Genomic DNA, 18,742 nt, shown 5'->3' on the forward strand with positions numbered 1-18,742 from the left:
AGGCCGGGGTGATGCTGCCGGGCGCCCGGCCCGCGGCGACGGCCAGTTCGCCGATCCGCCGCCAGGCGAGCTGGGCACCGGCGGCGCACCGCCGAATCAGTCGGGCATAGGTATGTCGATCACGGCGTTACGCTGGCCGAACGAAGATCCGGACCGCATGAGGGAGACGCGCAGTATGAGCCGCCGCACCGCAGTAGTCACCGGAGCCAGCAGCGGCATCGGTGCCGCCACCGCCCGTCGGCTGGCCGCCTCCGGCTACCGGGTGGTACTGGCAGCGCGCCGCGCCGACCGCGTCGAGGAACTCGCCACCGAACTGGTCGAGGAGGGCCGGGACGCGGTGGCGTACGCGCTGGACGTGACCGACCGGGCGGCGGTCGACGCCTTCGCGGCGAGCCTGGACCGCTGTGACGTGCTGGTCAACAACGCGGGCGGCGCGCTCGGCGCCGACCGGGTCGAGGCGGCGGACCCCGCGGACTGGCGCCGGATGTACGAGGTCAACGTGCTCGGCGTGCTGCACCTCACCCAGGCCCTGCTGCCCGCCCTGCGGGCCAGCGGCGACGGCACGATCGTGGTGCTGTCCTCCACCGCGGGCCTGGCCACCTACGAGGGCGGTGGCGGCTACGTCGCGGCCAAGCACGGCGCCCATGTGATCGCCGAGACGCTGCGGCTGGAACTGTGCGGTGAGCCGGTGCGGGTGATCGAGATCGCCCCGGGCATGGTCAAGACCGAGGAGTTCGCGAAGAAGCGTTTCGGTGGCGACGAGGAGAAGGCCGCCGCCGTCTACGCGGGCGTCGCGGAACCGCTCACCGCACAGGACATCGCCGACACGGTGGACTGGGCGGTCACCCGTCCCTCGCACGTCAACATCGACCTCCTGGTGGTGCGCCCGCGAGCGCAGGCGTCCAACTACAAGGTGCACCGCGAAGGCTGACCCGCCCGGCCCGGAAGGCCGTCCGACGGTTCTCCACTGTCCAAGGGGACACTCACTCCAAGCCCGGCCGTTGCGCGGCCAACTACCGCCACCGGCAAGCTCGGTGGCGGGCCATCAGGGTTGCGCCGTGGAGCGACCAGGGCCGGTGGGGCCGCGAGGCGGCACACGCGCGCCTGTCCGATCGACCCAACTGGGCGCGAAGACGGGCACCTTCAGTGCGCGTGAAACGATCAGCAGCATGAACACCATGCGCCCCCGCCGAGCGATGGACACTCCATGTGCCGTCCTGGTCGGCCTTCTCAGCGTGCTGGTCTGGGCTGTTCTCGCCTACAGCGCGATGATGAGCACCCTGTCCTTCGGCGCGCCCTCCGAGCAGGACCTCGCCCAGCAAGCCCAGGACGCGGCCGAGATCGCCTGGACGGCCACCGCCATCCTCGGCTGCGGGAGCGCGCTGGCCGCGCTACTGCGGCTGTGGCGCACCCTGACCGTTCACCTCGTCCTGTTCGGCACGGGGACGGCCGTTCTGTGGGCCGCGGCGCTCTCCCGGTGAACGGGCGGTACGTGGCGGGGAAATGACCGACCCTACCGCCGAGTGGGTCAGGCTGCACGGTCCACGCGGGCATTTGCCCCGCGGTGCGCGCCGCGAACGGCTGCGTGCGATCTCCCGAGAAGGTTCCGCTTCGCCTGCCGGAACATCCCGAAGCGCACGCCGACAGCGGCAATGGCGAGCAGGGCTGGTCACAGGCGTGGTGAAGCGGTCATCAGGCAGCTTGCGCAGCCACACCGTGAACCGGATGGCAGGGGGCACCGGGCTCGCGACGCGGAGGAACCGGCGAAGCCACACCGATGCGCCCCGTCAGACGATCAAGACCGCGGACTGCCGCCCACGACCAGCACGAGCACCCCGACCGAGCCCCCCGACCGAGCCTCACGCCAGGTCCCCTCACCAGCGCGTTCGAAGACGGCGAGGGTTCACTGATCTTCCCGGACCCGAACCACAGAACCTCGCGGGACCGCCCCGGGAACAAGACGTCCGTCAGCCCTTCACGCAGATGATCTGCTTGAGCTTGGCGACGACCTCCACCAGGTCCCGCTGCTGGTCGATGACCTGCTCGATCGGCTTGTAGGCGGCCGGGATCTCGTCGACCACGCCGGAGTCCTTGCGGCACTCCACGCCCCGGGTCTGCTCCTCCAGGTCCCGTGTGGAGAAGCGCTTCTTCGCCGCGTTGCGGCTCATCCGCCGACCGGCGCCGTGGGAGGCCGAGTTGAAGGACGCCTCGTTGCCCAGTCCGCGCACGATGTAGGAACCGGTGCCCATGGAGCCGGGGATGATGCCGTAGTCGCCGCCGCCCGCCCTGATCGCGCCCTTGCGGGTGACCAGCAGGTCCACGCCCTCGTAGCGCTCCTCGCTGACGTAGTTGTGGTGGCAGGAGATCACCTCGTCGAAGGTCACGTTGGCCTTCTTGAACTCCTTGCGGATCACGTCCTGCGACAGCGCCATCATGATCGCGCGGTTGTGCTTCGCGTACTCCTGGGCCCAGAACAGATCGCGCCGGTAGGCGGCCATCTGCGGGGTGTCCGCGATGAACACCGCGAGGTCGCGGTCGATCAGGCCCTGGTTGTGCGGCAGCTTCTGGGCCTCGCCGATGTGGTACTCGGCCAGCTCCTTGCCGATGTTCCGGGACCCGGAGTGCAGCATGATCCACACCGCGCCGTCGGTGTCCAGGCACAGCTCCCAGAAGTGGTTGCCGGACCCGAGCGTCCCCATCTGCTTGCCCGCCCGCTCCTCGCGGAACCGGACCGCCTCCGCCAGCCGCCCGAACCCGGACCAGAACCCGTCCCAGTCCGCCGTGCGGAACCCGTGCAGCCGGGCCGGGTTCACCGGCTCGTCGTGCATGCCGCGGCCCACCGGAATGGCCTGCTCGATCTTGGAGCGCAACCGGGAGAGGTCACCGGGCAGATCGTTGGCGGTCAGCGAGGTGCGCACCGCGCTCATCCCGCAGCCGATGTCCACTCCGACCGCGGCCGGGCAGACGGCGCCCTGCATGGCGATGACCGAACCGACGGTCGCGCCCTTTCCGTAGTGCACGTCCGGCATCACGGCCAGGCCCTTGATCCACGGCAGCGTGGTGACGTTGCGCAGCTGCCGCATCGCCACGTCCTCGACACCGGCCGGATCGGTCCACATGCGGATCGGCACCCGGACGCCGGGCACCTCGGTGTACGTCATCTCTCCCCCTGGGTTGGACTCACTGCTCTCGGTGTTCGACTCACCGACTGACATCAACGAAAAAACAGGCAAACCTAGCGCTTCTTAGTCGAAACAAGATTTGAGGGCGAAACGACCCAATCAACACCCGCGACCGGCGGCGCTGGCGATCTCTGCGGTAGACATTGTGTTCACGGGCCGCCCCGCAGCGGCAACGCGTTTTCGAAAGGGGGCCAGGCCAGTGACGCAAAGGGGAGCGACCGGCGAAGGACTGACCGGCAACACGCCCAGGGCGCGCCGCACCGGTGCCATAGCGGGCGTCCTCTCGCTCACCGCACTCGCCGCGCTCACCGCCTGCTCGGGTCCCGGCGGCCACGGCGGCTCCAGCGACAACTCGGGCATCAGCAGCCGAAGCGACTCCGCGAGCGCCGCCCCGCCCGGCAAGTACCGCACCCTTCCAGAGCCGTGCGGCGCCGTGAGCTCCACCACGCTGCACCAGTTGCTGCCCAACTCCCAGGACTACGACGGCGAGGCCGCCGCCACGTTCGACACCGACCGCCGGGTCGGCTGCAAGTGGAGCGGCTCGGTCGCCGGTGGCAACCGCTATCTGCACATCGACTTCGAACGCGTGGTCAGCTACGACCCGGCCGTCAGCGATGAGGACAAGGCCGCCCAGGAGTACGAGCGGATGGCGGCCGCGGCCCACATCCCCGCCGCGTCACCCGCGCCCAGCGCAACCGCCGCGCGGAGCCCGGCACCGAGCCAGCCTCCGACCGCCAGCGCCAGCGCGCCCTCCCCAGCACAGCCGTCGTCCGCCGCGAGCGCCTCCGCCTCCGCCGCCGCGTCCGACACCGCGCCGCGCCGGGTCGGCGGCATCGGCGACGAGGCGTACCTCAACGACGCGGTGATGACCCAGGACTCCGGGGTGCACCGCGATGTGACCGTGGTGTTCCGCACCGCCAACGTGCTGGTCACCATCGAGTTCTCGCAGTGGTCCACCAACGCGTCGGTGATCCCGCCGAGCGTCGACCTGCAACTCGGCGCGCACGGCCTGGCGCAGGAACTGGCCAGGAAAATCGAAGAGTAAGGCCGCCACGGGGCAGCGGCGAGACGAATAGCACATTGAGTGCGTGGAAGGACAACACGCCACGCCGAGCACGTATCGTGTCGGTTTACGGCTGCGGCCGGGACGGTCGCGCGTCACGCAACAACCGCCCCACAACGACAGAAGGACCCATGCACAGACCAGCTGCTCCGCACCTCGCCCGACTGATCGCGTGTGCCGCTGTGCCGGTGATGTTGCTCGCCGGCTGCTCCTCGGGCTCCGGCTCAAGCGCCAAGAGCCAGCAGGGGCAGGCCGGATCATCGGCCTCCGGTTCCTCCTCGTCCGCCGCCTCGTCCTCGCTCGCCCCGGCGAAGTACAAGACGCTTCCCGACTCCTGCAAGGCCATGTCGCAGGACACCGTCAACCACCTGGTGCAGAGCGCGAAGAACCCGGACGGCACGGCGGCCAACTCCAACGACCCCAAGGACCGCGGCGGCTGCTCCTGGAACGGTCTGGAGGGGTACCAGTTCCGCTACCTGGACGACTCGTTCCAGCGGTTCGACTCGATCCCCACCACATCCGCGGAGAACCAGGCGAAGTCCGCGTTCCAGCAGGCCGTACAGACCACCACCGGCAAGGCGACCAGCCCCAAGACCACCCAGCTCAGCGGGCTCGGCGACAGCGCCACCCTGATCACCTGGGACGACAAGAAGGGCGACGACCCCTACCACAACGCCACCGTGGTGGCCCGGTCCGCCAACGTCGTGCTGGTGGTCGACTTCAACGGCGCGGGCATGCAGGGCGACGACAAGCCCAAGGCCGACGAAATGGACAAGGACACCCAGCAGGCGGCCAAGGAAGCGCTGGCCTCGCTGAAGTAACGGTTGGGTCCTCCCGCGCTGCGCGCCCGCCGCGTATGGCAGGCTGTGCCGCGCCAGTTGGCGAGCGCGGGAGGGCCGCGGGATGTCCGCGATACGGATGAGCCGTACGCACCGGCTGTCGGCCGGTGCGGGCACCGGGATCGTCGATCACCGTGTGTAGCGTCCGCGCGGAGCGCGCCCCGAGCCAGCGACGACTTCCCGCTCGGGGGGCCGCCCCGGCTCGTCCAGACCAGCCCACGCCCTCCCGTACACATGTGCCAGGCTGTCGCTGGCAACGGACCGAGCAGGGAGGGGTTTGCGAGTGGCCGCGCCACTGAAGCTCACACGCACGCACCGGATGCTGATCGGGGTGGTCGTCGCTGGTGCGGTGGTCATCGCCGGTATCGGCTTCACCGGTTCGTACGCGGCCGTGCGCGAGCTGGCCATCAAGAAGGGGTTCGGCACCTTCGCCTACTTCTTCCCCATCGGCATCGACGCGGGCATCTGCGTCCTGCTGGCTCTCGACCTGCTGCTGACCTGGATCCGCATGCCGTTCCCGCTGCTGCGGCAGACGGCGTGGTTGCTGACCATCGCGACCGTGGCGTTCAACGCCGCCGCGGCCTCCGACCCGCTGGGCATGGGGATGCACGCCGTCATCCCGGTGCTGTTCGTCGTCACCGTCGAGGCCGCCCGGCACGCTGTCGGGCGGATCGCGGACATCACCGCCGACAAGCACATGGAGGGCGTCCGCCTCACCCGCTGGCTGCTGGCGCCGGTCCCGACGTTCCTGCTGTGGCGGCGGATGAAGCTGTGGGAGCTTCGCTCGTACGACCAGGTCATCAAGTTGGAGCAGGAGCGGCTGGTGTATCAGGCGCGGCTGCGGTCCCGCTTCGGGCGGGGCTGGCGGCGCAAGGCTCCGGTGGAGTCCCTGATGCCGCTGCGCCTCGCGCGGTACGGGGTGCCGCTGGCGCAGACCGCTCCCGCCGGTCTCGCGGCGGCGGGGATCGAGCCCCAACTGCTGCCCGCGGCACCGCAGCTGGAGCCCAAGGCCACCCAGGCGGCGGGGCCCGCCGTGGTCGCCGAGGAGGCGCCGAGCCAGTGGTTCGCCCCGACCCAGCATGTGCGGTACCAAGGTGACTACGACCCGAACTTCGAGCCGCCCACGTACGGCCCCCCGCAGGAGTACGAGCCCTGGTACCACGAGCAGCAGCAGGTCGCGGTGCCGCAGCCGCGCGCGGCGGAGCCCGAGCCGGTGCCGGTGCCCGAGCCGGAGCAGGCCCAGGCGCCGGAGCCGCAGTTCCAGGTGCCCAACGGGGCAGGCGGTACACGGCCGTTGGGCAAGGGCGTACAGGGGGCGGCGCCGTCGGAGCAGGATCTGTACCAGGTGTTCCGTCGCTCGATACAGGGCGAGGGCATGCCGACGCCCGGCGCGTTCGCCGACAACGTCAAGGCCGAGTACGGGGTGCTCCTGCAGGGCCGCGAACTCACTCAGTACATGGACGAGTTCACGGCCCGGCTCAACGGTGAACTAATGGAAGACCACATCGCGTAGGTTCTCCGCCGCCGGGGGCTTGGGGGCTTGCCCCCGACAAAGAACCACCCCTGCGCCCACCAAAGAACCGCCGCGGCGGCGGGCAACCACAGCGGCGCAGCCCGGCGGTGCCGCACCGTCCGCAAGCCGACTCCGCCGGGACCGACAGCCATACGGCCACCGCGCCCCGGCGAAGGAATCGGCGAAGCCCAACCGCTAGCTGGCCGCCAGCAGCTCGCGCACCCGGTCGGCGCCGACCGCGAGCAGCAGGGTGGGCAGCCGCGGACCGGTGTCCCGTCCGACCAGCAGCTTGTACAGCAGGGCGAAGAACTGCCGCTGTGCGACCTTGAGTTCGGGGGTGGGCTTGGCGTCCGCCGCCAACCCCGCCTGCAGCTTGGGCACCGCGTACACCAGCGTGGTCAGACCGTCCAGCGACCAGTGGTCGTCAAGACCGTCCACCAGCAGCTTGAGCGCCTCGCGGTCCGCGTCGCCGAGAGTGGCGAGCGTCTCGCGGTCCGGCTCGGTGCGCACCCGGGTGCGCTGGTCCTCGTCGACGTGCGTGGACACCCACGTCTCCGCCTTGTCCAGCCGCGGCCGCGTCTCGTCCAGCGAGGAGATGGGGTCCTCGATGGTGAAGTCGCGCAGGATCCGCAGGGTCTGCTCCTCGTGGCCGGTGGTGATGTCGACCACCGAGGCAAGGGTGCGGAACGGCACCTTCCGCGGGGTGGTGGGCAGTTCACCGGCGGCGGTACGGGCGGCGCGCGAGTGGATCGCGATGTCCACCGGCGCGGCGGTGCCCGAGACGATCTTGCGCTCCAGCGCGTCCCACTCGTCGTAGGTGCGGCTGATCTCCTGGTCGAAGGAGATGTTGAAGGCCTGCTTGGGCTGGCGGCGGGCGTACAGCCAGCGCAGCAGCTGCGGCTCCATGATGCGCAGCGCGTCACCGGCGGTCGGCACACCGCCCTTGGAGCTGGACATCTTCGCCATGCCGCTGATGCCGACGAAGGAGTACGGCAGGTACACCGGCGGCAGCCCGTCGAACACCTCGCGCACCAGCTGGCCGCCGACGGTGAACGAGGAGCCCGGCGAGGAGTGGTCGACGCCACCGGACTCGAAGGTCACGCCCTCGTAGGCCCAGCGCATCGGCCAGTCGACCTTCCACACCAGCTTGCCCTGGTCGTGGCTGTCCAGCCGGAACGACTCTGCGTGGCCGCAGGCGGTGCAGGTGTAGGAGATCTCGGTGGTCTCGTCGTCGTACGAGGTGACGGTCGTCAGGTCGCGCCCGCACGCGCCGCAGTACGGCTTGTACGGGTAGTACGCGGTGCCCGTGCCGCCCTCGTCGTCCTCGGCGGCGCCCTCCGAGCCCTCGTCCGTCTTGGCCTTCTTGGTGCGGTACCGGCCGAGCACCGCGTCGATCCGCTGCCGCTCGCGCATGGCGTGCAGGATCTGCTCGCGGTAGGCGCCCGAGGTGTACATCTCGGTCTGGCTGATCTCCCGCACCTCGACGCCCAGTTGCTCCAGTGCGGCCCGGAACGGCGCCTTGAAGTGGTCGGACCAGCTGGCGTGTTCACCGGTCGGGTCCGGGACGGAGGTCAGCGGGCGGCCGATGTGCTCGGCGAAGGAGGCAGGCTGACCGGCCGGGACCTTGCGCAACCGGTCGTAGTCGTCCCAGGACAGGATGTGCTCGCAGTCGACGCCGCGCCGCTTGATCTCGTCGGCGACCAGGTGCGGCACCATGATCTCGCGCAGGTTGCCCAGGTGGATGGGGCCCGACGGGCTGATGCCGGAGGCGCAGACGATCTTTTTACCCGGAGCCCGCCGCTCGGCTTCCGCGATGACGTCGTCCGCAGCGCGGGCGACCCAGTCGGCTTCGGTGCTCTGAGCCACTGTCTGTGCTTCCTTCCGGTTGATCCGCGTCAATCCACATCAATCCAGGGGTGCGGGGCCTTGGCGGCTACATGTCCCCACTCGATTGTCCCATCCCCGAAGGAGAGCCCTTCGCCATGGCGGCCATGGGATACTCGGAACGATTCGAACCGTGTCACCCATACAAGGAACGGCATCCATCCCATGGCTTCGGTCCCATCCCTCTCCGCCACGATCCAGCAGCGCGTCTCCGCGGCCCTGGCCGCCGCGGTGCCGTCGGCCGCCGACGCCGATCCGCTGCTGCGACGTAGCGACCGGGCGGACTTCCAGGCCAACGGGGTGCTGGGCCTGGCCAAGCGGAACAAGGCCAACCCGCGCGAGCTGGCCGCCCAGGTCGTCGAGCACCTGCCCGCCGACGACGTGCTGGCCGGGATCGAGGTGTCGGGCCCCGGCTTCCTGAACCTGACCGTCACCGACACGGCGATCATCAACACGCTCGCCGCCCGCGCCGCCGACGACCGGCTCGGCGTGCCGTACACCGAGCGGCCCGGCCGTACCGTGATCGACTACTCGCAGCCCAACGTGGCCAAGGAGATGCACGTCGGCCATCTGCGCTCGACGGTGATCGGCGACGCCCTCGTGCGGATCCTGGAGTTCTCGGGCGAGACGGTGATCCGGCGCCACCACATCGGCGACTGGGGCACCCAGTTCGGCATGCTCATCCAGTACCTGATCGAGCACCCGCACGAGCTGGACCACCCCTCCGACGGGGACAGCGGTGAGGGCGCCATGTCCCGGCTCAACCGGCTCTACAAGGCGTCGCGGGCGCTGTTCGACTCGGACGAGGAGTTCAAGGACCGCTCCCGGCGCCGGGTGGTCGACCTGCAGGCGGGCGACGAGCAGACGCTCGCCCTGTGGCACAAGATCGTCGACGAGTCGAAGATCTACTTCTACTCGGTCTACGACAAGCTGGCCGTCGAGATGCGCGACGAGGACATCGTCGGCGAGAGCGCGTACAACGACATGCTGGCCGAGACCTGCAAGCTGCTGGAGGAGTCCGGCGTCGCGGTGGAGTCCAACGGCGCGCTGTGCGTGTTCTTCGACGCCATCAAGGCCAAGGACGGCACACCGGTGCCGCTGATCGTCCGCAAGGCCGACGGCGGTTACGGCTACGCGGCCAGCGACCTGTCCGCGATCCGCGACCGCACCGGCAACCTGCGCGCCGACACCCTGCTGTACGTGGTCGACGCCCGCCAGGCGCTGCACTTCAAGATGGTCTTCGAGACCGCCCGCCGGGCGGGCTGGCTGACCGACGAGGTCACCGCGAGGCACCTGCCGTTCGGCACGGTGCTGGGCAAGGACGGCAAGCCGTTCAAGACCCGTGAGGGCGAGACGGTCCGGCTGGTCGACCTGCTGGACGAGGCGGTGGACCGGGCGCGCGCGGTCATCGCGGACAAGAGCAAGGACCTGACGCCCGAGGAGATCGCCGAGCGGGCCGCGCAGGTCGGCATCGGCGCCGTGAAGTACGCCGACCTGTCCACCTCGCTCACCCGGGACTACACCTTCGACCTGGACCGGATGGTCTCGCTCAACGGCGACACCAGCGTGTACCTGCAGTACGCCTACGCGCGGATCCGCTCCATCATCCGCAAGGCGGGCGAGGTCGCGCCGAAGGCGCACCCGGAGCTGCCGCTGGCCCCAGCCGAGCGCCAACTCGGCCTGTCCCTGGACGAGTTCGCCGAGACCCTGGCCTCGGTACGGGAGACCTACGAGCCGCACAAGCTGGCTTCGTACCTGTACGGCCTGTCGTCCGCGTACACCGCGTTCTACGAGCACTGTCCGGTGCTCAAGGCCGAGGGCGGCCAGGCGATGGTGGAGAACCGGCTGTTCCTGTGCGACCTGACGGCCCGCACCCTGCGCCAGGGCATGGAACTCCTGGGCATCCAGACGCCCGAGCGTCTCTGAACGCCTCAGCGCGCCCCCTCACGGCTGTCCCGGCATACTGCTGCCGGGGCAGCCGTTCTGTCGCTCATGACGGCCTCCCTGACGCCAGGCATCACTCAGTCGCTGAGCGTAGTGGCCATGAACTCGCACCACACGATCTTGCCTGGTCTCCGTTCCCCCACGCCCCACTTGTCGGCGAGGGACGCCACCAGGCGTAGGCCCCGGCCGGATTCGTCCTCGGCCTCCGTGTCGGGGATGCGTACTTCGCCGTCGCCGCTGTCGTGCACCTCCACGCGCAGTACGCCATCCCCGGACAGCCCCAGCGAGAGCTGGTAACCGCGCCCCGGCGGTACGCCGTGCAGCAGCGCGTTCGTGGCCAACTCGCTTACGCACAGCAGGATGTCGTCCACGCGCGACGCGACGTTCCAGTCCCGCAAGGCCCGTTGTGCGAACTCCCGGGCGGCGGGCACGGAACGGCGCGTGCGTGGGTAGAAGTGCCTGCCGAGACACGGCGGTTGAGGGCTGTCGTTCATGCGACAGATGGTTACGTTGCGTCGAGAAGCGGAACCAGTGGCTCAGCCCGTACGGATCTTTCGTACGGGTTTGTTCGAGGTAACGTACGGGCAGGTCTGGGGAGTTGGTCGGGCATGAAGCCCCTGAAGAACGCCACTCCCGAACGGCTCGTCGGCGCCCAGGTGGCCTTGTTCCGCAAGTGGGCGAGGCTTACCCAACGCGAGCTCGCCGAGCGGCTGCGCGTCCATGAGGAGACCATCGCCTCCATCGAGCAGGGGCGGCGCCCGCTGAAACTCGATCTCGCCGAGCAGCTGGACGAACTACTGGATACCAAGGGCGCGCTTGAGGTGGCGGTACGGAATCTGCCTGAGCGGGCCAAGTATCCGGTGTGGGCCGAGGAGTTCGTCGACTACGAACGGAAGGCCATCGCCATCTCCTCGTACCAGAATCAGGTCGTTCCTGGGCTGCTCCAGACGGAAGCCTACGCTCGGGCGGTCTTCCGCAGCAGGGTTCCACTCTTCAGTGAGGAAGAGGTCGAGCAGAACGTCGCCACGCGCATGGAACGTCAAGCCATCCTGCACCGCAAGGTCCCGCCCACTGCCAGCTTCATCTTCTCCGAAGCCGTGCTGATGGACCGACTCGGCGGCGGCGAGGTGTGGCAGGAACAAGTACGGCACCTGCGTCGATGCGCAGGCCTCCCCGGCGTCACCATCCAGGTCATGCCCTTCGGACGGCAGTCGCACGCGGGGCTCGACGGCCCGTTCGTCCTTCTGGAGACGCCCGACTACGACCTTCTCGTCTATGCCGAAACCCAGCGCGGAAGCCTTCTCATTTCCCATCCCGACGAGGTGAGCATCCTCGCTCGGAAGTATGCGATGCTGCGGACGCAGGCCCTCAATTCCGAGGAAACCAATGGCCTGTTGGACCAGCTGCTAGGAGAGCGATGAACGCCGCACTGGAGTGGGTCAAGTCCAGCTACAGCGGAAGCGAGGGCGGCGACTGCATCGAAGTTGCCTACGCCTGGCGGAAGTCCAGCTACAGCGGCGACGAAGGCGGCAACTGCATCGAGATCGCCTCCCACCCCGCCGCCGTCCACGTGCGGGACTCCAAGGACCCGGAGGGTCCCACCCTCACCTTCACGCCCACCGCCTGGGCGGACTTCGCCGCGTTCGCCGCCGCGCGGGCGGCTGGGGACGTGTGAAGAAACCGTACGGACCCTGTACCTGATCAAGGAAGGAACGTCCGACAAGGGCGGTTGGCGCGGACACCTCCCAGGTCAGACCTGCCGTACGTGGCCTATGGTTCTCGGTACCGCTTTCCCGGGGGCCTCAGGAACCTCTCAGGCTCTCGGGATACCGTCCGGTAACTCCGAAGCCCCACTTTGTCCGTTTGGTCGCTACGTTGCGCAACTGGGCAACCAATGCTTCGGTGCAACCGTCTTCTTTTCGTCGTAAGTGCAGACGAGGGTGTGAGTATGACAGGCAGCCGTGGAGCAGGCACCGGAGGGCGGCGCGCCGCGCGCGGGCAGATATCTGGGCGGGCGCAGGGCCGCGGCCGCAAGGCCAAGCGCGGCCCCAAGAAGATTTTCGCCGTGGTCAGCATCTCCGTGGCGGTGCTGCTGGTGGCGGGTATCGGCGCGCTGTACCTGAAGCTCAACGGCAACATCACCACGTTCGACGCCAACGGTCTGAGCAAGGACCGGCCGTCCGACACGGCGGGCCAGAACGTGCTGATGATCGGCTCCGACAGCCGCGCGGGCGGCAACAGCGCGCTGGGCGGGGCGGCCGGGCAGGACGTCGCCCACTCGGACACCACGATCCTGCTGCACGTCTACGCCGACCACAAACACGCGGTCGGCGTTTCCATACCCCGTGACTCGCTGGTGGACATACCGCCGTGCCTGCTGCCCGGCGGCAAGTGGTCCCCGGAGCAGCCCAGCGCGATGTTCAACTCCGCCTTCTCGATGGGCGATTCACCGTCCGGCAACCCGGCGTGCACCCAGAACACGGTGGAGAAGCTCACCGGACTGCGCGTCGACCACACCATGGTGGTCGACTTCAAGGGCTTCGCCGCCATGACCGCAGCGGTCGGCGGCGTGCAGGTGTGCATGCCGAACAACGTCTACCAGGGCGACCTCAACCCCAACCTGGGCTACAAGGGCAACCTGATCTTCCCCAAGGGCCTGCAGACCGTCCAGGGACAGCAGGCACTCAACTACGTACGGCTGCGGCACGGTGTCGGCGACGGATCGGACATCGGCCGAATGAGGCGCCAACAGGCCTTTCTGTCCAGCCTGATGAAGAAGGTGCAGGGCGAGGGGTTCAGCCCGACGACGCTGCTGCCGCTGGCCGACGCGGCGACCAAGTCGCTCACCGTCGACCCGGGCCTGGGTTCGGCCGACAAGCTGCTGTCGTTCGCGATGTCCATGAAGGGCATCGACCTGCACGACATCAAGTTCATCACCGCGCCCTGGCGCTACCAGGGCGAGCGGGTCGCCCTGGTCCACCCGGACGTGGACGCGCTGTGGGCCGAGCTGAAGGCGGACCGGACCATAGACGGGCAGGACGCCAGCGGCGGCAAGAAGCCCGCGGCGGCCACCGCCTCGCCGTCCGCCACCCCCGTCTCCGACGTCACCGGCACCGGAATCGTGGTCGCCGTCTACAACGGCACCATGGACCAGGGGCTCGCCGCCAAGGCCGCGCAGAAGCTGCGGAGCGACAACTTCACCGTGACCGGCACCGCCGACGCCACCTCCCGGCAGCACCCGACCACCCTCATCGAGTACGGCGCCGCGCACCTGCAGGGCGCGCAGACGCTGGCCAAGCTCTTCCCGGGCGCGAAGCTGGAGCAGACCGCGACCGCGGGCATCAACCTGGTGCTGGGCCAGGACTACGCGTCGAGCGCCGCCTCCGGCACGTCGGGGGGTTCCTCCCCCACCCCGACCGCGCTGCCGTCCCAGGACGCCAGCCAGGCCCGCTCCGCGGACGACAACCCGTGCTCCAACCTGTCCTACGGGTGAGCTAGTTGGCCGGTGGGGTTCACCCCACCGGCCAACCGAACTTCCGGCACGCCGCCAAAGCAAGCCCGTACGCGACCAGGACCATCACCAGGCATCCGTAGTACGCCATCGGCAACGCCGCCAAGCCCAACGCCGCCCCGAGCGGCGAAAGCGGAAGCAGCAGCCCGACGGCGGCGAGCGCTCCCGTCGCCCACCGCAAGGCCCCCGGAAGGGGGCCGCGCGCGGTGCGCAACAGCAGCATCACCAGCGCCTGAGTGATCAGGTTCTCGGTGAACCACCCGGAGTGGAACGCGGTCTGCCCCCGGGTGAACACCCCCAGCACCGCGAAGGTCGCCAGGTCCGCAGCGGCGTTGACCAGCCCGAAGACGGTGATGTACCGGCTGAACGCATACGGCCGCAGCACCGAGGGGCGGCGTACCGAGGCCGCGTCCGGCCGGTCGTAGGCGAACGCCAACTGGGAGATGTCGAAGCACAGGTTCTGCGCCAGCACCTGGGCGGGAAGCATCGGCAGGAACGGCAGCAGCACTCCGGCGGCCAGCATGGAGATCACGTTGCCGACGTTGGAGGAGACGGCGATCCGCAGATAGGTGGCGATGTTGCCGGTGCTGTGCCGTCCGGCGGCCACCGCGGAGTCGATCGCGGTCAGGTCCTTCTCGGCCAGCACCACGTCGGCGGCCTCGCGGGTGACGTCCACGGCGGCGTGCGGGCACAGCGCCACGTCGGCGGCGTGCATCGCGGCCACGTCGTTGACGCCGTCGCCGAGGAACCCCACGGCGTGCCCGCCACGGCGCAGCGCGCGCACCACACGCGCCTTGTGCGCGGGGGTGCAGCGGGCGAACACCGTTGTGGTGTCGGCGAGTTGGGCCAGCCGCGCGTCGTCCAGCGCGTCGATCCGGTCGCCGGTGACGATCTCGCCGGGCGTCAGCCCCAGCTCCGCGCAGACCCGGGCGGCGGTGCCGGGATGGTCACCGGTGAGCACCTTGACGGCCACCCCGCGCCGGGCCAGCGCCGCCAGCGCGTCGGCGGCGGTGGCGGTCAGCTCGTCGCGCAGCCCGACGATGCCCAGCAGCGTCAACCCGCGCTCGTCGGCCGGGGTGTACGGGCGGGCGCGGGCCGGGCGGTCGGCCAGCGCGACCGCCAGCAGCCGCAGGCCCCGCGCGGCGTGGCGCCCGGCCAGCCGCAGCACCCGGGCGCGGGTCTCCTCGTCGATCGCGCACCGGTCCAGCACGTCCTCGACCGCGCCCTTGACCACCAGGGTGTGCACCGCGGGCCGCCCGGGCCGCTGCACGACCGCGGTGACCACCCGGCGCGCGGGGTCGAACGGGATCACGTCGACGCCGCCCACGTCCATGAGCGTCGCACGCGCGGCCGCCGGTTCGTGGACGGCCGACAAGGCGCGCTCCGGCCGCGCAGGCGGCGGGGGTGTGCGGCACAGCAGGTCATCGCGGTCGGCGGCCGGGCCGCCTGCCGCCTTCGCCGCCGCGAGGATCGCCTCGTCCAGGGCGTCCGGGGCCGGGACGTCGGCGAGTTGGATCGTCCACAGGCTGTTGACGGCCGCCCAGTGCAGCACCGCGGGGTCGGTGTGGCCGTCGGTGTCCAGGTAGCAGTCGACGGTGAGCTGGTCCTGGGTGAGGGTGCCGGTCTTGTCCACGCACAGCACATCGACCGCGCCCATGTCGTGCAGCGCGGGCAGCCGTTTGACGATCACGCCGACCCGGCGCGCCAACTGCGCGGCGCCGCGCGCCAGGGCGGTGGTCACGATGACCGGCAGCATCTCGGGGGTGAGGCCCACCGCGACGGCCACCGCGAACGGCAGCGTCTCCAGGCCGCGTCCGCGCAGCACGGTGTTGGCCAGCAGCACCAGCGGCGCGGTCAGCGTCATGAAGCGGATCAGCGTCCAGGAGATCCCGTTCACCGACCGGTCGAACGCCCCGCGGCGGCGCCCGGTCGGGCCGCGGTGCGCGCTGGCGAAGTGGGTGTCGGCACCGGTCGCGGTCACCACGGCGGTGGCCGTGCCCGCGGTCACGCTGCTGCCCGCGAAGCACAGGTGCGGCTGGTCGAACAACGGCCGCGCCAGCTCCACCGGGGTGTCCGGCACCCGCTTGGCCACCGGCGCCGACTCCCCGGTGAGCGCCGCCTGGTGCACGGTCAGCCCGTCGGCGCGCAGCAGCCGCACGTCGGCCGGGACCATGTCGCCCGGGCCGAGCCGCACCACGTCGCCCGGTACCAGTTCCTCGACCGGGATCTCCCGCACCAGCGGCGCCGACTCCTCGTCCGCCCGGCGCTGCACCGTCGCGGTGGTGGCGACCAGGTCACGCAGGGCGGCCACCGACCGGTCGGCGCGGTACTCCCCCGCCGACCGCAGCACACAACTCACCGCGACCAGCACCGCTATCACACAGGCGGTGCTCCACGAGGTGGCGAACGCCGAGACCACCCCGAGCCCGAGCAGCACGGCGGTGAACGGATCGCGCAACGTCCCCAGCAGCCGCCACGCCCAGGCGGCCGGACGCCGCGGCAGCACCGCGTTCTCCCCGTACCGCTGCAACCGCCGGGTGGCCTCGTCCTCGACCAGGCCGCGCGGCCCGGCGTCCAGCCGCCGCAGCACTTCCAGCGAGGTGAGACCGGCCCCGACCACCCCGGTCAGCACGCGGTCGGGGGTCCGTTCGGCCCCCGCCGGAACGGCGGCGCTACCCGCCCAGGCCACGAAGGCCCTCCGGGCGCCCGGAGCGCCGCCCGGCACCGCGGTCGGCCAACTGCCCCACCATCAGGCGCACGATGGTCACCACGTCCGGGTCGTCCACCAGGTACACCTGGCGCCGCCCCTCACGCCGGGAACGCACCAGACCGGCCAGCTTGAGCTTGGCCAGATGCTGGCTCACCGCGGGCAGCGCACCGCCCACCCGCTCGGCGAGACCGCTCACATCGCACTCGCCCTGCGCCAGCACCCACACGATGTGCAGCCGCGCGGGCGAGGCCAGCAGCCCGAACGCCGCGGCGGCCTCCTGCAGCACATCGGACGGCGGATCGGCGAGCCGCGGCGGTTCCAGAGGGCTGGGGGGCTCGTGGAAACCCGCGCCTTCTGCGGCCACCCGTCGCCCTCCCATCCGCCGTACTGCAGACCAGGCGGCCAGTCTACGCGCCGGGCCTATTTACCGACGTTCGGCGGCACAGCCCCGGCAGGGCGTCGGCGAGGCCGCGGATCTGCTCGTCAAGACAGGCCGACCGGATCCGCGCGGCCACCTCGACCGCCTGCTCACCGGCCTCGTACGCGCCCTCGGGGTCGCCGAGCCGCAGCCGCGCGGTGGCGGTCCTGGCCAGTACGAACCCGCGGGTGCGCACCAGCACCGGGCGCAGCGTCTCGGCGGCCAGGTCGAAGGAGGTGACCGCCTGCTGGTGGTCGCCCAGATCGAGATGGCAACTGCCCGCCTGCGCGTGGATGTCGCCCTCCTCGATCCGCGGCAGCCAGTGCGGCTCGTCCTCGCCACGGCCGCGGATGCACAGTTCGGCGGCGAGCCCCAGCGCGCGCAACGCCTCCCGGCGGCGGCCCAGTTTGGCGTGACCGCGCGCCTCCCAGCCCAGCAACACCGCCCGCAGCGCGGGCGCGTCAAGGGTGCGGGTGCGCTCCTGACCGGCGCGCAGCATCTCCACCATCACCTGCGGGCGGTCGATCCGGTAGGCGCTGACCGCCAGATGCACCAGCAGCGCCGCACCGACCCGGGCGTCACCGGAGGCGTGCGCGGTGCGCAGCCCGGCGAGCAGCAGCCGCTGCACAGCCGCGGTCGGGCGCCCGGAGTCCAGCTGGTACCAGGCCGCCTGCCCGGCCGCGTCCGCGGCGATCGCGGCGAGCCGCCGCCCGGTCGCCTCGTCGTAGCGGGCGCCGCGCAACAGGCCGACGAGCACCGACAGATGGGCCGCCCCGGCCTGTGCCAGCGAGCCGCCGCCGTGCTCCAGGTCCATCCGGCGCAGTAAGTCGGTGGTGGCCTGGAGCTGGTCGAGCAGTTCCGGGGGCACGTCCGCGCCGGTGCGGTGCGGCCGGGCCAGCCCGTACGGCGGGGCGGTGGCCCAACTGTGGGCGTACGCCGACAGGTCCGGCAGCCGGCCCGCGGTCGCACCGCCGGTGGTGAGCGCGGCGCTGGCCTCGGTGAGCGCGGCGACCGCGTGCTCGGCGGTCCACGGCGCGTCCGGCTCCGCCCTGCGCACCTGCGCGGGCAGCGCGATGGCGGGGGACGCGGTGGGGGCGCTGCGCGGCACCGGGCGGCGCCTGGGCACCCGGACCAGGTCGGCGGGGACGGCGAGCCCGTCGAGGAAGTCCACGATGCGGTCGATGCTGGTGAGTCTGCGGGCGCCGGACTCCAGCATGGACAAGAAACCCTGGCTGAGACCGGTCAGTTGGGCCACGTCCTCCTGCCGGATCGAACCACGCTGCCGCACCAGGCGGCTGACCAGCCCGAAGTTCCAGGCGGCCAGCGCCTCACGCACCTCCGGATCGGACCAGACCCGCGCCGGCACCCGAGGAGTGTCATCGGCGGGCGGCAGCGCGGCACGGGTACAAGCGCCGCACAGCTCATCGGTGTTGTACGAACTGAGCAGACAACCGCACCGAACGCACCGGCGGCCGACCGAAGATGCCTCGGCGGCCAGGGCGGGCGGCTTCGCCGTCGTCGTCATCGGGGTGCGCACCTCCAGCCGGGGTCCGCTCGACGTCAGTCACGCGCTTCACCCGTCGAACGTCCTTACAACTTCCGTACTGTAAGGGTGAGTTGACCCAAGCCGTTAACGGGGTGGCCGGAATAGGCCTCCCCGAGCCGGACGGCCGGTTGA

At 70.7% G+C, this 18,742-nt stretch carries 15 protein-coding genes; 9 read left to right on the top strand and 6 right to left on the bottom strand.

Translation table 11 applies throughout. The features are described 5' to 3' along the window. Nucleotides 1-175: 175 nt before the first annotated feature. Both NON19_RS25080 and NON19_RS25085 read left to right on the top strand, forming a co-directional pair. Complete coding sequence (locus NON19_RS25080) at nucleotides 176-931, top strand: SDR family oxidoreductase (RefSeq protein WP_255931327.1); 756 nt, start codon at nucleotides 176-178, stop codon at nucleotides 929-931. 238 nt (nucleotides 932-1,169) lie between these two features. After that, nucleotides 1,170-1,481: a hypothetical protein gene (locus NON19_RS25085; protein ID WP_255931328.1), complete on the top strand. Its 312-nt coding sequence runs from the start codon at nucleotides 1,170-1,172 to the stop codon at nucleotides 1,479-1,481. Between the two features lie 486 nt (nucleotides 1,482-1,967). Here the strand turns inward: NON19_RS25085 and NON19_RS25090 are convergent, their stop codons facing one another. After that, entirely contained in the window at nucleotides 1,968-3,161 is a 1,194-nt protein-coding gene (locus NON19_RS25090) for an RtcB family protein (protein WP_255931329.1), read from the bottom strand. 220 nt (nucleotides 3,162-3,381) lie between these two features. Here NON19_RS25090 and NON19_RS25095 point away from each other — a divergent pair, with 220 nt between their 5' ends. From NON19_RS25095 to NON19_RS25105, 3 genes are all read left to right on the top strand, one after another. Next, complete coding sequence (locus NON19_RS25095; RefSeq protein WP_255931330.1) at nucleotides 3,382-4,227, top strand: hypothetical protein; 846 nt, start codon at nucleotides 3,382-3,384, stop codon at nucleotides 4,225-4,227. A gap of 149 nt (nucleotides 4,228-4,376) precedes the next feature. Further along, a complete protein-coding gene (locus tag NON19_RS25100; RefSeq protein ID WP_255931331.1) occupies nucleotides 4,377-5,066 on the top strand; it encodes a DUF3558 domain-containing protein in 690 nt (229 codons plus the stop codon). A 301-nt stretch (nucleotides 5,067-5,367) separates the two neighbouring features. After that, complete coding sequence (locus NON19_RS25105) at nucleotides 5,368-6,597, top strand: DUF2637 domain-containing protein (RefSeq protein ID WP_255931332.1); 1,230 nt, start codon at nucleotides 5,368-5,370, stop codon at nucleotides 6,595-6,597. Nucleotides 6,598-6,792: 195 nt separating this feature from the next. Here the strand turns inward: NON19_RS25105 and lysS are convergent, their stop codons facing one another. Continuing rightward, the gene (gene lysS / locus NON19_RS25110; protein ID WP_255931333.1) at nucleotides 6,793-8,463 is read right to left on the bottom strand and encodes a lysine--tRNA ligase; all 1,671 of its coding nucleotides are present in this window, start codon (nucleotides 8,461-8,463) and stop codon (nucleotides 6,793-6,795) included. A 183-nt stretch (nucleotides 8,464-8,646) separates the two neighbouring features. Here lysS and argS point away from each other — a divergent pair, with 183 nt between their 5' ends. Beyond that, a complete protein-coding gene (gene argS / locus NON19_RS25115) occupies nucleotides 8,647-10,407 on the top strand; it encodes an arginine--tRNA ligase (protein WP_255931334.1) in 1,761 nt (586 codons plus the stop codon). Nucleotides 10,408-10,502: 95 nt separating this feature from the next. On the opposite strand, the gene NON19_RS25120 is transcribed toward argS, so the two are convergent. Continuing rightward, nucleotides 10,503-10,919: an ATP-binding protein gene (locus NON19_RS25120; protein WP_255931335.1), complete on the bottom strand. Its 417-nt coding sequence runs from the start codon at nucleotides 10,917-10,919 to the stop codon at nucleotides 10,503-10,505. A gap of 114 nt (nucleotides 10,920-11,033) precedes the next feature. Here NON19_RS25120 and NON19_RS25125 point away from each other — a divergent pair, with 114 nt between their 5' ends. The 3 genes from NON19_RS25125 to NON19_RS25135 all read left to right on the top strand — a co-directional run bounded on the left by NON19_RS25125 (nucleotide 11,034) and on the right by NON19_RS25135 (nucleotide 13,918). After that, entirely contained in the window at nucleotides 11,034-11,846 is an 813-nt protein-coding gene (locus tag NON19_RS25125; protein WP_255931336.1) for a helix-turn-helix domain-containing protein, read from the top strand. Further along, complete coding sequence (locus NON19_RS25130) at nucleotides 11,843-12,100, top strand: DUF397 domain-containing protein (protein WP_255931337.1); 258 nt, start codon at nucleotides 11,843-11,845, stop codon at nucleotides 12,098-12,100. Before NON19_RS25125 ends, NON19_RS25130 begins: the two co-directional genes overlap by 4 nt. Before the next feature lie 273 nt (nucleotides 12,101-12,373). Continuing rightward, nucleotides 12,374-13,918: an LCP family protein gene (locus NON19_RS25135; protein WP_255931338.1), complete on the top strand. Its 1,545-nt coding sequence runs from the start codon at nucleotides 12,374-12,376 to the stop codon at nucleotides 13,916-13,918. A gap of 19 nt (nucleotides 13,919-13,937) precedes the next feature. On the opposite strand, the gene NON19_RS25140 is transcribed toward NON19_RS25135, so the two are convergent. The 3 genes from NON19_RS25140 to NON19_RS25150 all read right to left on the bottom strand — a co-directional run bounded on the left by NON19_RS25140 (nucleotide 13,938) and on the right by NON19_RS25150 (nucleotide 18,589). Then, nucleotides 13,938-16,625, bottom strand: a complete 2,688-nt coding sequence (locus NON19_RS25140; protein ID WP_372514278.1) for an HAD-IC family P-type ATPase — start codon at nucleotides 16,623-16,625, stop codon at nucleotides 13,938-13,940. Further along, a complete protein-coding gene (locus NON19_RS25145; protein WP_255931351.1) occupies nucleotides 16,609-16,968 on the bottom strand; it encodes an ArsR/SmtB family transcription factor in 360 nt (119 codons plus the stop codon). The genes NON19_RS25140 and NON19_RS25145 overlap by 17 nt, the downstream gene beginning before the upstream one ends. Nucleotides 16,969-17,053: 85 nt before the next feature. Then, a complete protein-coding gene (locus NON19_RS25150; RefSeq protein WP_255931339.1) occupies nucleotides 17,054-18,589 on the bottom strand; it encodes an NsdA family TPR-like regulatory protein in 1,536 nt (511 codons plus the stop codon). Nucleotides 18,590-18,742: the final 153 nt, after the last annotated feature.

Origin of the sequence: Streptantibioticus rubrisoli (assembly GCF_024436055.1) — a bacterium.
Lineage (GTDB): Bacteria > Actinomycetota > Actinomycetes > Streptomycetales > Streptomycetaceae > Streptantibioticus_A > Streptantibioticus_A rubrisoli.